Below are 15,075 nucleotides of genomic sequence, written 5' to 3' on the forward strand. Positions count from 1 at the left end.
GGGCGCTCCGCAAGAAAAGTCATAAGGGTGAAACTGACTGGACAGGCCCATTATCTGCCCGCCTTCTCGCGAAATATTCTGTTTTGCCCTACCCCAGAGGCATAACCTACTGTTTTTTTACTCGACGTGCCGCACCTGTGCTCAACGGGTCGATTCCAGGGTCGCGAGCAACCCCAGATGCGGGTAAAGCGCGTCGATCCTGAGCATGTCCTCGCGCATCTCTTCGATGATCCAGTCACGCACGCTTTCTACGATCGGACGTACCGGACGGTTGGCCGGAACCACCAGGCAGCAACGCCGGGAATTGACCCGAAAGGCGTCCGTCGCCGGCACCAGTTCACCCTTGCACAAGGAGTTCGACACCACGTTCAACCACCCCAGCGCCATGCCCTGGCCCAACAAGGCGGCCTGGACCACCACGGCATAATCGGAGAACACCAGCGCATTGTCGGCGCGCCCCGGTGCCTCGAAAGCGGCGGCCCAGCCACGATCCTGATTGTCCATGCTGATCAGCGTCGGCACTTGTTTTTTGCCCTTTCCCTGAACGACATCGGCGAGGTACTGGGCGTTGCACACCGGCAGGGTAATTTCCGGAATCACCAGTGTATCCGTGCCTTTCAGGCTGCCGGCCTCCAGGTAGCGCATGCCCAGGTCGACGTCCACCAGGGGCCCACCGATCCGCCCGGACATCAATTGATAGCGCATGTCGACGGTGGGGAATCGCTGGCTGAAGCGGCTCATGCGCGGCATCAGCCAATGGGTGGTGAACGCGGTGGACACCGACAGCGTCACGGTCTCGATCCCCGTCGCCCGGGCTTCGATTTCACTGATTGCCGACTCGATGGTACTGAAGCCTTCCTGCACGCGGCGATACAAAATGCTGCCGCTCTCGGTCAGCCTCGCGCCGCCGCGAACACGCTCGAAAAGCTGCACGCCCAGGTGCTCTTCCAGACGCGACAACATGCGGCTCACGGCCGGCTGGCTGACGCACAGTTCATCCGCCGCCCGGGTGAAGCTGCCACATCGGGCAGCCGCTTCGAAGACGAACAGGGAGCTGGAGCTGGGGACCTTGCGGCGAAGATTGGACATGACCTGAGTTTATGCCTGGCACAACTATTAGTAAATTGTCCCGAACAAAATACCCCGCCTATTCTGGTGAGCGCCTGCGCAAGGCGATCCACGGCTATTCGGCGCGGCACTCCTCCCCTCACGAGACCCTCCCTGCTATGAACAACAACCTGAAGTTTTACATCGACGGCCGCTGGGTGGAGCCTCACAGCTTCGATCGGCTGCCGGTGATCAACCCCGCCACCGAGCAGGCATTCTGCGAAATCGCCATGGGCAACCTGACCGATGTCGAGTCTGCCGTCATGGCCGCCCGACGCGCCTTTCCAGCGTTCGCCCGGACTTCGCCGGCACAGCGTAAACAACTGCTGCAGCGAATTCTTGAGGTGTTCATGGCGCGCTACGATGACATCGCCGACGCCATCGTTCAGGAAGTCGGCGCCCCGAAAGCCTTGTCCCACGACTGGCAAGCCGGAATCGGCAGGCGTCACCTGGAGCAACTGCTGCGCACCCTCGACACCTTCGAGTTCCAGAAGTCCCGTGGCACCACGCTGATTGCCCATGAACCCGTGGGCGTGGTGGCGCTGATCACCCCCTGGAACTGGCCGATCAACCAGATCGTCTGCAAGGTCGCGCCGGCCCTGGCCGCCGGTTGCACCATGGTGCTCAAGCCGAGTGAAATCGCACCGATCAATGCCTTGCTGTTTGCCGAGGTCATGCACGAGGCCGGCGTACCGGCGGGGGTTTTCAACCTGATCAATGGCGATGGCCCGACCGTCGGCGCCGCCCTGTCGGCCCATCCGCACGTGGACATGGTTTCGTTCACCGGCTCGACCCGCGCCGGGACGGAAATCGCGCGCCTGGCCGCACCGACGGTCAAGCGCGTGCACCAGGAACTGGGCGGTAAATCGGCCAACATTCTGCTCGACGACGTCGATCTGCAAGCGGCCGTGACCAGCGGTGTCGACAGTTGCTTTGGCAACAGCGGGCAATCCTGCAACGCGCCGACGCGCATGCTGGTGCCGGCTGCCCTGCATGATCAGGCCGTGGAGATTGCCCGCCGCGCCGCGCAAAAACACATCGTCGGCACGCCCGATGCGCCCGCCACGACCATGGGCCCGGTGATCAGCGAGCGTCAGTACGACAGCATCCAGCGGATGATTGCCATTGGTATCGACGAGGGCGCACAACGGGTGTGTGGCGGACCGGGTCGCCCCGATCACTTGCCCCGGGGTTATTACGTGCAGCCGACTATCTTCGCCAATGTCACCCAGGACATGACCATCGCCCGCGAGGAAATATTCGGCCCGGTGCTGGTCATCCAGGCCTACGAAGATGAAGCGCAAGCGGTCGAGATGGCCAACGACAGCGTGTTTGGCCTGGCTGCCTACGTTCAATCGGCGGACCGGGCGCGTGCTCGCGATGTCGCCCTGCAAATGCGTGCCGGCAGCGTCTACATCAACTATCCGGGCTGGGATTCCGGCGCGCCGTTTGGTGGCTACAAGCAATCGGGCAATGGTCGCGAATACGCGGAATGGGGACTGGAGGCATTTCTGGAGGTCAAGGGGATTGTCGGCTGGGGGGCTTGATGCCCCCAAACGGACAGGCAAGCCGCTTTCTACAGCGGCGCTGCCACTTCGGCCTCACCGCCCGGCACCTTCGCCTCGGCCTTGATCAGATCGGCCATGCGCTCGGCGATCATCAGGGTCGGGACGTTGGTGTTGGCGCAGGGAATCGAAGGCATCAGCGAAGCATCACACACACGCAGCCCGGCGACGCCGATCACGCGGCCATCTCCGGTGGTGACAGCCAGCGGATCGTCGGCGCGCCCCATGCGGCAGGTGCCAGACGGGTGCCAGGTACCGCCGACATTGCGCTGCACGAACTCGGTCAGGGCCTGGTCATCGGCGAGGAGTTTGCTCAGGGTGACGCCTTGCGTCACCAGGCCATGAATCAGCAAGCCCCGCAAGGGCCCGGCGATGTCCAGCAACAGGCTCAGGGCGCCGCGCTGCAGGGCATTGATCCAGCCCGGCATCGCGACCTTGGCCACCCGTGGCGAGTAGCTCGATGGAAACACCACGGCGCACTCGCGGCTCAAGGCTGGCGCCGATAACGTCTGGGCCCCAAAGCGTAACGCCTGCTTCAGACGCTCGAGGTCGCGGCCATCGCTGAGCATGTCGAAGCGCACCTGCGGTTCGTCGTGGGGATCGCTGGACGCCAGGCGCAGATGGCCACGGGAATAGGATTTGTTGACCCAGAAAAACATCGTGCCCAGTCGATAACCGATCGAATGCCAGCCTGATCGAGAAAGGATTGCACCGTGCATATCACAGGGCACCGTGTCGGCCAGCCCGGAGGAAAAACGCACGATGGCCTGTTCATGATGCTCCTCTGGATACGCCGTGCGACCTTCGCGGTTGAGCAGCGCAGACACCGCAATCGACGGATGCTCCATCAGGTTGGCGCCCACCCCCGGACGGTCCGCCACCGACGCAATGCCCAGCGACGCCAGCTCATCCGCCGGGCCGATGCCACTGCGCAGCAGCACCGCAGGGCTGTGGATCGCACCGGCACAGACAATGACCTCACGCGCCCGCAAGGACTCGACGACGCCATGACGGTCGATAATCCTGGCGCCCGTCGCACGGCCCGCCTCGATCAACACCCGATCCACCACGCAGCGGGTGCGCAGGCTCAGGTTCTTGCGTTGGCGCACCTCATCGGTCAGGTAACACACCGAGGTGGGGATTCGCTCGCCCTGCTCGCTGACGCCAATGGCGCCGACAAACACGCCCTCCTCCCAGGTGCCATTCTGGTCGGCCTTGTGCTCGAGACCGCGCCCGCCCAGGACCTTCATCACACCCTTGACGAAAGGTGAAAGGCGCTCCGATGGCGTACGCCGGATCCTCACCGGGCCGTCGCTGCCATGCAGCGCCTGGTCCAGCGGGCTGCAGAAGTCGGTGTCGTTTTCCAGCTTGCGAAAGTACGGCAGGCAGGCTTGCCAACTCCAGCCCTCGGCGCCCAGCGCCTGCCATTCGTCAAAGTCGGCCGGCGCGCCACGGTTGGTCATAAGGGCATTGATCGCCGAGCCGCCACCGAGGATCCGCGCCTGCTCGTAGCGCCGCGTGGCGCTGGCACGCTGGCCCATCAACGCGGTCAGGCGCTGCCAGATATTGCTGACATCCAGATAGGCGCGCCCCGGATACCGACTGCGTATCTCGGGGGGCATCGTCTGCCGGGAAATATCGCGCCCTGCCTCGATCAGGCACACCTGTTTGTCGGGGTCCTCGGAGAGCCGGGCGGCCAGCACGCAGCCGGCCGACCCACCGCCCAGAATCAAGTAATCGATCATGCCGACACCTTACTGAACGAACTTGAGCCAGCGATCCTTGGCGGCAATCCCTTCGGCGGAAGCCCACCACTCTTCCGACATCAGGGCTTGCCTGGCCGCGTTGTCCGGCGAGCTTGGCAGTTCCTTGGCCCGCTCGGCGGTGATTTTGCCGGTAGCGAACGCCGCCGGGTTACCTGGACCGTAGTCGATGTAGAGCGGCAGGTTGGCCTGCAGCTCAGGCGATACCGCTTCGTTGAGGAACTTCACGGCCGCCGCATAGTTAGGCGCATTTTTCAGGATGCACAGCTGGGTGTTTTGCAACAGACCGTCGTTGTAGGTGAAGGCCACGTCGGGGTTGCTCTTTTGCACGGCGCTGGCGCGACCGTTCCAGATCATCAACATATCGACTTCGCCATCGGCGAGCAATTGCGCCGACTGACCACCCGAGGTCCACCAGACGGCGATGTTCGGTTTGATCTGTTCCAGACGCTTGTAGGCACGGTCGACATCCAGCGGGTACAGCTTGTCGCGAGGCACGCCATCGGACAGCAGCGCCGCTTCCAGGGTGCTCATCGGGTCGTTACGCAAGGCACGCACGCCGGGGAAGTTCTTCACGTCCCAGAACTCGGCCCAGGTCTGCGGCACTTTTTTCAGGTTCTTCTTGTTGTAGCCAATGACCGACGAATAGAACTCGTAGGCCACCGAGTACGGAGTGCGATAGGCCGCCGGCATGTTCTGCACGTTTGGCAGCTTGCTCAGGTCCAGCGGTTCGATCAGCCCTTCCTTGCCGCCGCGCAGGCAGTTGGACGGTGGTGTATCGATCACGTCCCAGACCGGTTTCTTCGCTTCGCCCTGGGCCTTGACCATCGGCCAGGCATCGGGGGCGCTGTCCTGTTTGATGGTGATGTTCAGCCGCTTGGCCGCCGGATCCAGAATGGCCTTGGTCTGGGCCTCCTGGTAAGCACCGCCTTGGGAGACGAAGGTGATTTCATCGGCCATGGCGGGCATCGCGCACGCCACCGAAAGACTCAACAGGGAAATGACGGAACCGAACGCTTGAGCAACAGACAAGGTTTTCATGGCAAATCATCCTGGACGTAGATTAATTCGGCAGCGCTAAAACCTCGACTGAACACCCTGCACCCACGTGCTTTGCTCAGGTTTGATTTTATTGTTCGACCGAGCGGGACATTTCGACGTTACAAGAGCATGACACCCGGGGGCAATGCACGAATAGTCAGGACCACCATAACTTCAGATCATGCTTATTTCACCGGACAACCGCCAGCGGCTTTCCCGTGCCACAGGCTCACTTGAGCGCCGCAAACGGCAAGCGCCTGGCCAGTTCCTGCGCGAGATACCGGGCGAATACCGAGATGCGTTGCGGAATATGCCGGCGATGCTGATAGACCACGAAGATATCGGCCCTGGGCGCCTGGTAATCGCTCAGCACCGCACGCAAGCGCCCGCTTTCAAGGTGCTCCTGAACATTCCAGCGCGAACGCAGGATCAGCCCATGCCCGTCCAGGGCCAGGCGTAACGCCACTTCTCCATCGTTGCTCGACAATGTACCGCTGACCTTGTGCGAGTAATCCTGGCCATCCTTGCTGAAACGCCAGATCGCGTAATCACTGCCGAACTGACGCAGCACAATGCAGTTATGCCGGACCAGATCCGCCACCCCTGTCAGCTCAGGCATAGCTTCAAGGTATTGTGGAGAGGCGCAGAGAATGCGCGGGTTTTCCAGCAGGCGCACCGCAATCAGGCGCGAATCGGGCGGCTCACCCATGCACACGCTCATGTCGAACTGATCGTCCAGCAGGCTCGAAGGCTGGCTGGACAGTTCCAGAGACAGCTCCAGCTCCGGGTGCAACCGGGCGAAACTGGAGACCACCGGCGCCAGGTGCTGCCGGCCGAAACCCAGGGTGCCGTTGATCCGCAAACGCCCCTGCAAGGTCGGCTGCCGACTGTTGAGCGCACTCTCCAGCTCTTCCAGTTGCCGCAGAATCGGCCGCCCGCCTTCCAGGTACAACGTCCCTTCCGGCGTCAGCGACAACCGGCGGGTGGTGCGCTGCAGCAATTGCACCCCCAGCCGTGCTTCAAGCTGGCTCAAGCGTTTGCTCACCGCCGGCAACGACAGGCCGAGGTGGCGCGCCACTTCGGTCAGACTGCCGCGTGTCGCCACCTGCTGGAAGAAACTCAAGTCATCGATCATCGCCACGGATTGTTTCCTTAAAACTAAGAATGGCTTTCGCTCAAGGCTAATTATTAATACAGGGCGACTGCATACACTGGCAACCAGTCCCCATCAATCCCAGGAGTCGAATCCATGAGCAAAGCCCAGTACAAAATTGCAGTGATCCCAGGCGACGGCATCGGCAAGGAGGTCATGCCCGAAGGCGTGCGCGTCCTCGACGCCGTGGCCGCCAAACACAACTTGGAACTGCAATGGGACTGGTTCGATTTCGCCAGCGCCGATTACTACCTGGCCCACGGCAAAATGATGCCCGACGACTGGTTCGAGATTCTCAAGGGCTACGACGCGATCTACTTCGGCGCAGTGGGCTGGCCAGACGTCGTGCCTGACCACATTTCCCTGTGGGACTCGCTGTTGCAGTTCCGCCGTGAGTTCGACCAGTACGTGAACCTGCGCCCGTGCCGTCTGATGCCGGGCGTCAAGGCGCCGCTGGCCAATCGCGCGCCCGGTGACATCGATTTCTGGGTCGTACGGGAAAACACCGAAGGTGAATACTCCAGCGTGGGCGGCAAGATGTTCCCGGGCACCGACCGGGAAATCGTGTTGCAGGAAACCGTCATGACCCGCGTCGGCGTCGACCGCATTCTCAAGTTCGCCTACGACCTGGCCCAGAGCCGGCCGAAGAAACACCTTACCTCGGCCACCAAATCCAACGGCATCGCCATCACCATGCCGTACTGGGATGAGCGCGTCGCCGAGATGGGCAAGAAGTTTCCGCAGGTGAAGGTCGACAAGTACCACATCGATATCCTCACCGCGAACTTCGTCCTGCACCCGGACTGGTTCGACGTAGTGGTCGCCAGCAACCTGTTCGGCGACATTCTTTCCGATCTCGGCCCCGCCTGCACCGGCACCATCGGTATTGCGCCGTCTGCCAACATCAACCCGGAGCGCAACTTCCCGAGCCTGTTCGAGCCCGTGCACGGTTCGGCGCCGGACATCGCCGGCAAGGGCATCGCCAACCCGATCGGACAAATCTGGTGCGGCGCGATGATGCTCGAACACCTCGGCCACCCGCAGGCGGGTGCGGCGGTGCTGACCGCGATCGAAACGGTGTTGGCCATGGGGCCGGAGAACGCACCCTTGACCGCCGACATCGGCGGCAAAGGCAACACCGAAGCCCTGGGCAAGGCCATTGCCGCTGCTGTCTGACCCGGCCAATAACGCGCAATCTTCCGTTCACGGCCCGTGATACGGAAGATTGTTGCGCCTGACTTTGGCATCGTGTGAACACCTTTCCAGCGCTTGCGAGAACCCCCATGACCCTGCTGTTCAAAGTCGACGATGCCCGTGGCTGCGCCTGGAAATCGCTGTTCGAAAAACATGCGCCGGACATCGAGGTGCGTTTCTGGCCGGACATCGGCGACCCATCGCAAGTGCGCTACTTCGCCGCCTGGCAACCGCCACGGCAGTTGCATGAACGCTTCCCGAACCTGGAAGTGATCTTCGCCACCTCGGCGGGCGTCGATCAATTCGACCTCGGCGAGTTGCCGGAACACATTCAGGTCGTGCGCATGCTCGACCCTGGCATCGTCCAGGGCATCGTCGAATACGCCTGCTTCGCCGTGTTGAGCCTGCATCGCCAGATCCCGCTGTACCTGCAGCAACAACAGGCCGGCCGCTGGCAAGACCACCTGCTGACCCCGGCAGCGCAACGTCGCGTCGGCGTCATGGGCCTGGGCAACCTGGGGGTCGCGGTGCTGCAAAGCCTGCGTACGTTCAACTTCCAGCTGCATGGCTGGGCACGCTCGCAGAAGCGCATCGACGGCGTGCAATGCCATGCCGGCGACGACCAGCTCGAGCCTTTTCTCAACCAGTGCGACATCCTGATCTGCCTGCTGCCCCTGACCGACGACACCCGCGGCCTGTTGAACGCGAGAACACTGGCTGCACTGCCAACAGGTGCCAGCCTGATCAACCTGGGTCGAGGCGGTCACCTCCAGGAAGACGATCTCATTGAGGCACTGGCGTGCGGGCAACTGAGCCACGCCATCCTCGACGTGCTCAATGAAGAACCGCCATCGCCGGACCACCGGTTCTGGCAACACCCACAGATCTGGCTGACCCCGCATGTCGGCGCAATGACCGCGCCGCAGAGCGCCTTTCCCGGGTTGCTGGAAAATCTCAGGCGCCATCAGGCTGGCGAGCCCATGCAAGGCCTGATCAAGCGCGATCACGGCTACTGACGCGTCAGTCTTGGGGGAGCGAGCCAGCTCGCAAACAGGTCGGTACACAGGCCACCTCGGCGGTGGATCGAGTACCGCCTTAGGCGAGCAGGCTCGCTCCCACAGGATGGGGTCTGACCTGGCGGGAATTTGCAGAAGGTCCTTCTTCTGCAAATCACACTGGTCGACCGGTCAGTTGAACGGCGCCGGGTGCGGTGTCTGCGCCGACGATGGTGGCAGAATCGGCAGCTTGAAGCTCGGCTGCTCGCCGGTCAGGGTATCGAGGAAAGCGACGATCTGACTGATTTCCTCGCTGCTCAACTGGCGCCCCAGTTGCAGCCTGGACATCACGTCCACGGCGTCCTCCAGTTTCCAATAGGCGCCGTCGTGGAAATAGGGATACGTCAGCGCGACGTTACGCAGGGTCGGCACCTTGAACTTCATCCGGTCGGCGTCCTTGCCGGTCAGGCCCGCCACGCCCAGGGCCGGGTTCTGGGTGGCATAGGGTTCGACCATGCCCATCTTCTGGAAGGAACCACCGCCCACGGCCTCGCCGTTGTGGCAGGCGACGCAACCGATACTCTTGAACAGTTGATAGCCTTGCAGGGCTGTCGGGCTGATGGCTTTCTTGTCGCCCTTCAGCCAGCGGTCAAACGGCGCATCCGGGGTGACCAGGGTTTCCTCGAACGCGGCGATGGCGTTGGTGACATCATCGAACCTGATCCCGTCATCGCCATAGACCTTTTTGAACGACGCGCGGTATTGCGGGATGGAGCGCAGCACATCCACCGCCAGATCGTGGGTGAACCCCATCTCGCCCGGGTTGGCGATCGGGCCGCCAGCCTGCTCCTGTAGATTGGCCGCGCGGCCATCCCAGAATTGCGCGATGCTCATGCTGGCGTTCAGCACCGTCGGCGAATTGATCGGGCCCTGGTGCCAGTTGTGCCCGACCGAGGTCGGCAAATTGTCGCTGCCACCCATGCTCAGGTTGTGGCATGAGTTACAGGAAATGAAACCGGATTTGGACAGGCGCGGATCGAAAAACAGCTGTTTACCCAGCTCGACCTTGTTTGCATCAGTGATCTTTGCCGGTTGCACCGGCAGGATCGGCTCACTCGGAGCGGTGTTGGCCCACGCCATGCTCCCCAGCATCACGCCTACGGTCAATATCAACGGTCTGTACATGGCGAACTCCCTTCAGGCTTATCGTTTGAGTCACCCTGTACTGAGTGGCGGCCTGTTGCCATGACCTGGATCAGTCAAGCCTCCAACCTGCCTGCGACCTGCGGTCACGCGACACACATCAACCTCGCATACGCTCGCAAAAGGGAGGTTATCGCCAAACGGACAGGCCACCTTCAACACTCGGTCATAACCAGCAGGCTTTCCACCCCGCCGCAACCAAACCCGCCGTATGCCTTGGCGAAGGCACGGCGCGCAGGCCAAGGCCATTCCGTTGCTGCATGAATTCTCGGCGCAAACAAGCACCCGCCGCCGACTGGCCAGTCGACGGCGGGCTTTCAGCGTTACCCTGCGCGCTGACTAACCGAAGGTATGAGTATCTTGTCCGGCGTGCCGGCTGTTAAATTCTGAACCTAAGCAAGATCCAACGCACAGGTGAAACGACTTGCATTGGCATGCGATCGGTTGAACCCACCCGGCGAAATCGCCCTTATTCAGTCATGACGGCCGAATTGCTTTTCAATCAAGCGGCATATGGCGACAAGCCCTACCGAGGGTTTACCCATCATTGACGGGCTTGGCAGCATCAAGCGGTGGCTGGCTCTCACGCTCATTGCAATGCACCCCCTCGAGGAAAATCCGTCGGAATGAATATGGCACCTTTAGTCCTGTCCATGCACCGCGCCACGATCAATACGGCGCCGTATGTGTGGGTGCTCAGGCTTGGAGCGATCACGCTCACACTGGTGATTTTTCTGGTCGACTGGTTGAGTTCGCTGGATGTGGCCATCGCGGTGCTGTACGTCGCGGTGATCCTCATTTCCAGCGATCTGTTTTCTTACCGGGGGATGCAGGCGGTATCCCTGATTTGCGGGCTGCTGACGCTGGCCGCGTATCTGCTTTCTCACACAGATGCGTGGCTGGAACCGCCATTCTTGCGATGCCTGGTGAGCCTGGCGGCGATCACCATCAGTGCAATCCTGGCGCTCAAGAGCAAGGCCGCCAGGGAGGCGCTCCAGCAACAGGTCCAACTGCTGCATCGTAGCGAGGCATTTTTGGCTGGCGCCCAACGACTGAGCCGCACCGGTAGCGTCGGCCTGAAGATGCCCGATGCAGAACTGGACTGGTCCGAGGAGGCCCGGCGCATATTTGAGTTTGATGGTCCCCTGCAGCCGACCCTGCAACAGATGATCGCTCGCACTCATCCAGACGACACGGGCGACCTGAAAAAGCTGATTCAGGACGCCTACGCCCAGCACGCCTGCCTGGAGGCGGAGTTCAGGCTGCTGATGCCCGATGGGCGCTGCAAAAATGTGCGCATGCTGGCGCAGCGGATGGCTGATTCATCCGGGGGCTGCGAGTACCTCGGCGCGCTGATGGATGTCACCGCGGCAAAATGCGCGGAAGAGGCGCTTCATCAGTCACAGTCCCAGCTGGCCCACGTGACCCGCGTCACGATCCTGGGCGAAATGGCCGCGTCCATCGCCCATGAGGTCAACCAGCCACTCGCGGCGGTGACGACCAACGCTGAGGCCGGTCTGCGCTGGCTCAACCGCGAAGAACCCAACTTCGCCGAGGTCTGCGGCGCCATCCAGCGCATCATCAACGAAGCTCATCGCGCGAGCGAAGTCATCCGCCGGATTCGAGCGCTGCTGCGCAAATCCGAGCCTCAGTACCTGTCAACGGATCTCCAGGAGGTGCTGCAAGAAGCCCTGCTGCTCACCCGCCGCGAGATAAGACGGCACAAGGTCAACATCGAATTCAAACCCCGGGGCGACATTCAGTGGGTCCACGGCGATCGCATTCAGTTGCAGCAGGTCATCATCAACCTGCTGTTGAATGCCTTGCAGGCGTTGTCCTGCGTGCAACCCAAAGGACGACGACTCTTGATCGTACTGGAAAGCGAACCGGGTCATGATGTGTTGTTACGCATACAGGACAACGGTCCCGGCATCACCGCGCAGAACCTGCCCCAACTGTTCAACCCTTTCTTCACCACCAAACCAGAGGGTATGGGCATGGGCTTGTCGATCTGCCGCTCGATCATCGAGGCCCATGGCGGACGCATCTGGGCTGAAAGCGAACCGGGACAGGGGGCACGGGTGTGTTTCTCGCTTCCTGGCGCGCCAAGCTGAAAACCCGCTGAATCAGTCGGCCCCCCTCGACTGCCCTCCCCGCAACAATGGCAAGAGCCTGACCTGGACCGCTCTGACGTATTTTCGGTTTAACGAAGAGGGAAAAGTGATCGAAGAGATCGTTGAGCGGAACGAACTGTTCATGGCAAAGCAACTCGGAATCATCAGCTACGAGTAACCTGGTTAAACGCCAAGGGGAAATAAATCCACCGTGGTGAAATTATCTTCTCCACGGTGGTCAGAGGCCCATTCCCTCCCACATCACTGTCTAGCGCCTTGCTGATACTCACGAGGCGTACACCCGAACTCACGACGAAACACCGTGTGCAGATACTGTGCGGATTTGAAGCCACAACGGCGGGCAACGTCTGCAATCGCTGTCTCGGTATTTTCCAATCCTCTCGTAGCCGCCGCCAATTTGAAACGCAGAATCTCGTCGTGCACGCTGCAGCCTCGCACGGTGCGAAAGTGTGACTCCAACGATGAGCGCGACACGCCGACATACGCTGCTACTTGTGCCGTCTTGATGCCCTGGCAGGCATATTGGCGGATAAACAGCAGTGCTTGCATGACGTAGGGGTTGCCCAACGGTTGGTGCAAGCTTGACACCTGAACGTTGATCGCATCTGGCGGGATCAGGATGTGCGTGCCCGTGGACGGCATGCCGTGCAGCATCTGGTGCAGTAGTTGCGCGGCGGTGCGGCCCATGGTTTCGGTGCCCTGGATGACCGAACTCAGCGGGACTCGGGTCAGGCTGCGTGTCAGGGGGTCGTTGTCGATGCCGATCAACGCCACCTGCTCCGGTACGGTGATTCCGGCGGTCAGGCAGGCTTGCAGCAATTGGCGAGCGCGGGCGTCACTGACGGCGATGATGCCGATGGGCTTGGGCAGGCTTTGCAGCCAGGCGATCAGTTGTTCGACGGCGCTGTCCCAGAGCGGAGCGCTGGTGCCCATGCCGCGATAGACCTCGGCGTGCAAACCATCACGCTGCATCAGTCGTCGAAAGGCTTTTTCCCGCTCCTGAGCCCAACGATTGGCCTGCGATTCCGGCAGGCTGAAGCAGGCAAAACGCTGCAGTCCGGCCTCGATCAAGTGCGCGTACGCCAGGGAGATCAGTGCGTCATTGTCGGTGGCGACGTAAGGAATTCCTTTCGGATAATCGCGCTCATCCTGATAGGAACCCCCCACCGCCACCACGGGCAACTTGATGTCGGCCAGCGCCTCGCCAATCAGCGGATCGTCGAAGTCGGCAATGATCCCGTCACCTTGCCAGCGCTCGATCCCTTTCAACCGGCAGAGAAAATCCTCTTCCAGGAACAGGTCCCAGGACGCACGGGTGCTGCTCAGGTAGTTGCCGATGCCGCTGATGATGCCCCGGTCATAGATCTTGCTCCCGTTGAACAACAGTGCGATGCGGTGAACAGGCGGTACTGTTTTCATTGTTTTCAGGCTTGTTCCAGGGCCCCTTCTCACGGAGGCGGTTTGCACAGACTAGGCCCGCAGACGGCGAACCTCAATACGCAAAATCGCACTCCGCGTTGGTGATTTTCATAATCAGCAGGGTTGGGGCCGTTGCTAGTATCGAGAAACCGAAAAGAACAACAAGGACATTGCCAATGCTCTACTTCCCCGATGTCGACAAGATTCGCTACGAGGGCCCTGCCAGCGATTCTCCCCTCGCCTTCCGTCACTACGACGCTGACAAAATCATCCTCGGCAAACCCATGCGCGAACACCTGCGCATGGCCGCCTGCTATTGGCACACCTTTGTCTGGCCGGGCTCCGACGTGTTCGGCGCAGGTACTTTCAAGCGCCCATGGCAACACGCCGACACCCCCATGGAGCTGGCCATTGGCAAAGCGGAAGCCGCGTTCGAGTTCTTCTCCAAACTCGGCATCGACTACTACTGCTTCCACGACACGGATGTCGCCCCGGAAGGCAATTCGCTGAAGGAATACCGCAACCACTTCGCACAGATGATTGATCACCTGGAGCGACACCAGGAAGAAAGCGGGATCAAGTTGCTGTGGGGAACCGCCAACTGCTTCAGCAACCCACGCTTCGCCGCCGGTGCCGCCAGCAACCCGGACCCCGAAGTATTTGCCTTCGCCGCTGCCCAGGTGTTTAGCGCCCTGAACGCGACCCATCGCCTGAAAGGCTCCAACTACGTGTTGTGGGGCGGTCGCGAAGGCTACGAAACCCTGCTCAACACCGACTTGAAACGAGAACGCGAACAACTGGGGCGCTTCATGCGCATGGTGGTCGAGCACAAGCACAAGATTGGTTTCGAAGGCGACCTGCTGATCGAACCCAAGCCGCAGGAACCGACCAAACACCAATACGATTACGACAGTGCCACTGTGTTCGGCTTCCTCCAGCAGTTCGGCCTGGAAAAGGAAATCAAGGTCAACATCGAAGCCAACCACGCGACCCTGGCCGGTCATAGCTTCCATCACGAGATTGCGACGGCCGTCTCGCTGGGAATTTTCGGCAGCATCGATGCCAATCGGGGTGATCCGCAAAACGGCTGGGACACCGATCAATTCCCCAACAGCGTCGAAGAAATGACCCTGGCCACCTATGAAATTCTGAAGGCCGGCGGGTTCAAGAATGGCGGGTACAACTTCGACTCCAAGGTTCGCCGCCAGAGCCTCGATGAAATCGATCTGTTCCATGGTCACGTCGGCGCAATGGACGTCCTCGCCCTGTCCCTGGAGCGGGCTGCCGCCATGGTCCAGAACGATCAACTTCAGCAGCTCAAAGATCAACGCTACGCCGGCTGGCAGCAGCCGTTCGGGCAGGCGGTGCTGACGGGCGAGTTCAACCTCCAGTCATTGGCCGAACACGCCTTCGCCAACGAACTGAATCCGCAGGCCGTCAGCGGCAGGCAGGAAATGCTCGAAAACGTCGTCAACCGGTTCATCTATCGCTGATCGCCAA

Annotated in this window: 11 protein-coding genes; 5 read left to right on the top strand and 6 right to left on the bottom strand. The window is 61.2% G+C overall.

All coding sequences use genetic code 11. The features are described 5' to 3' along the window. Positions 1-141: 141 nt before the first annotated feature. Positions 142-1,089, bottom strand: coding sequence for a LysR family transcriptional regulator (locus tag ACM6IM_RS07745; RefSeq protein WP_414864722.1), 948 nt, complete (start codon positions 1,087-1,089; stop codon positions 142-144). A 137-nt stretch (positions 1,090-1,226) separates the two neighbouring features. On the opposite strand from ACM6IM_RS07745, the gene ACM6IM_RS07750 reads away from it, so the two are divergent. After that, a complete protein-coding gene (locus ACM6IM_RS07750) occupies positions 1,227-2,654 on the top strand; it encodes an aldehyde dehydrogenase family protein (RefSeq protein WP_414864723.1) in 1,428 nt (475 codons plus the stop codon). A gap of 29 nt (positions 2,655-2,683) precedes the next feature. Here ACM6IM_RS07750 and ACM6IM_RS07755 read toward each other — a convergent pair whose 3' ends face one another. The 3 genes from ACM6IM_RS07755 to ACM6IM_RS07765 all read right to left on the bottom strand — a co-directional run bounded on the left by ACM6IM_RS07755 (position 2,684) and on the right by ACM6IM_RS07765 (position 6,617). Then, positions 2,684-4,417: a GMC family oxidoreductase gene (locus ACM6IM_RS07755; RefSeq protein ID WP_414864724.1), complete on the bottom strand. Its 1,734-nt coding sequence runs from the start codon at positions 4,415-4,417 to the stop codon at positions 2,684-2,686. 9 nt (positions 4,418-4,426) lie between these two features. Then, positions 4,427-5,476, bottom strand: coding sequence for an ABC transporter substrate-binding protein (locus tag ACM6IM_RS07760; RefSeq protein ID WP_414864725.1), 1,050 nt, complete (start codon positions 5,474-5,476; stop codon positions 4,427-4,429). A gap of 229 nt (positions 5,477-5,705) precedes the next feature. Beyond that, on the bottom strand, positions 5,706-6,617 hold the full coding sequence (locus ACM6IM_RS07765; RefSeq protein ID WP_414864726.1) for a LysR family transcriptional regulator: 912 nt from the start codon (positions 6,615-6,617) through the stop codon (positions 5,706-5,708). A gap of 108 nt (positions 6,618-6,725) precedes the next feature. Between ACM6IM_RS07765 and ACM6IM_RS07770 the strand changes: the two genes are divergently transcribed. After that, positions 6,726-7,805 (top strand): tartrate dehydrogenase, encoded by a 1,080-nt coding sequence (locus ACM6IM_RS07770; protein WP_414864727.1) that lies wholly within the window; start codon positions 6,726-6,728, stop codon positions 7,803-7,805. Between the two features lie 107 nt (positions 7,806-7,912). Next, positions 7,913-8,839 (top strand): 2-hydroxyacid dehydrogenase, encoded by a 927-nt coding sequence (locus ACM6IM_RS07775; protein WP_414864728.1) that lies wholly within the window; start codon positions 7,913-7,915, stop codon positions 8,837-8,839. Positions 8,840-9,010: 171 nt separating this feature from the next. On the opposite strand, the gene ACM6IM_RS07780 is transcribed toward ACM6IM_RS07775, so the two are convergent. Continuing rightward, the gene (locus tag ACM6IM_RS07780; protein ID WP_414864729.1) at positions 9,011-10,003 is read right to left on the bottom strand and encodes a cytochrome-c peroxidase; all 993 of its coding nucleotides are present in this window, start codon (positions 10,001-10,003) and stop codon (positions 9,011-9,013) included. A gap of 644 nt (positions 10,004-10,647) precedes the next feature. Between ACM6IM_RS07780 and ACM6IM_RS07785 the strand changes: the two genes are divergently transcribed. Beyond that, complete coding sequence (locus ACM6IM_RS07785) at positions 10,648-12,135, top strand: sensor histidine kinase (RefSeq protein WP_225607201.1); 1,488 nt, start codon at positions 10,648-10,650, stop codon at positions 12,133-12,135. A gap of 261 nt (positions 12,136-12,396) precedes the next feature. Here the strand turns inward: ACM6IM_RS07785 and ACM6IM_RS07790 are convergent, their stop codons facing one another. Next, positions 12,397-13,575, bottom strand: a complete 1,179-nt coding sequence (locus ACM6IM_RS07790) for a XylR family transcriptional regulator (protein ID WP_414864730.1) — start codon at positions 13,573-13,575, stop codon at positions 12,397-12,399. 176 nt (positions 13,576-13,751) lie between these two features. On the opposite strand from ACM6IM_RS07790, the gene xylA reads away from it, so the two are divergent. Further along, the gene (xylA, locus tag ACM6IM_RS07795; RefSeq protein WP_414864731.1) at positions 13,752-15,068 is read left to right on the top strand and encodes a xylose isomerase; all 1,317 of its coding nucleotides are present in this window, start codon (positions 13,752-13,754) and stop codon (positions 15,066-15,068) included. Positions 15,069-15,075 lie beyond the last annotated feature (7 nt).

This window comes from Pseudomonas sp. IT-P12 (assembly GCF_949767465.1).
In the GTDB taxonomy this organism is placed as follows: Bacteria; Pseudomonadota; Gammaproteobacteria; order Pseudomonadales; family Pseudomonadaceae; genus Aquipseudomonas.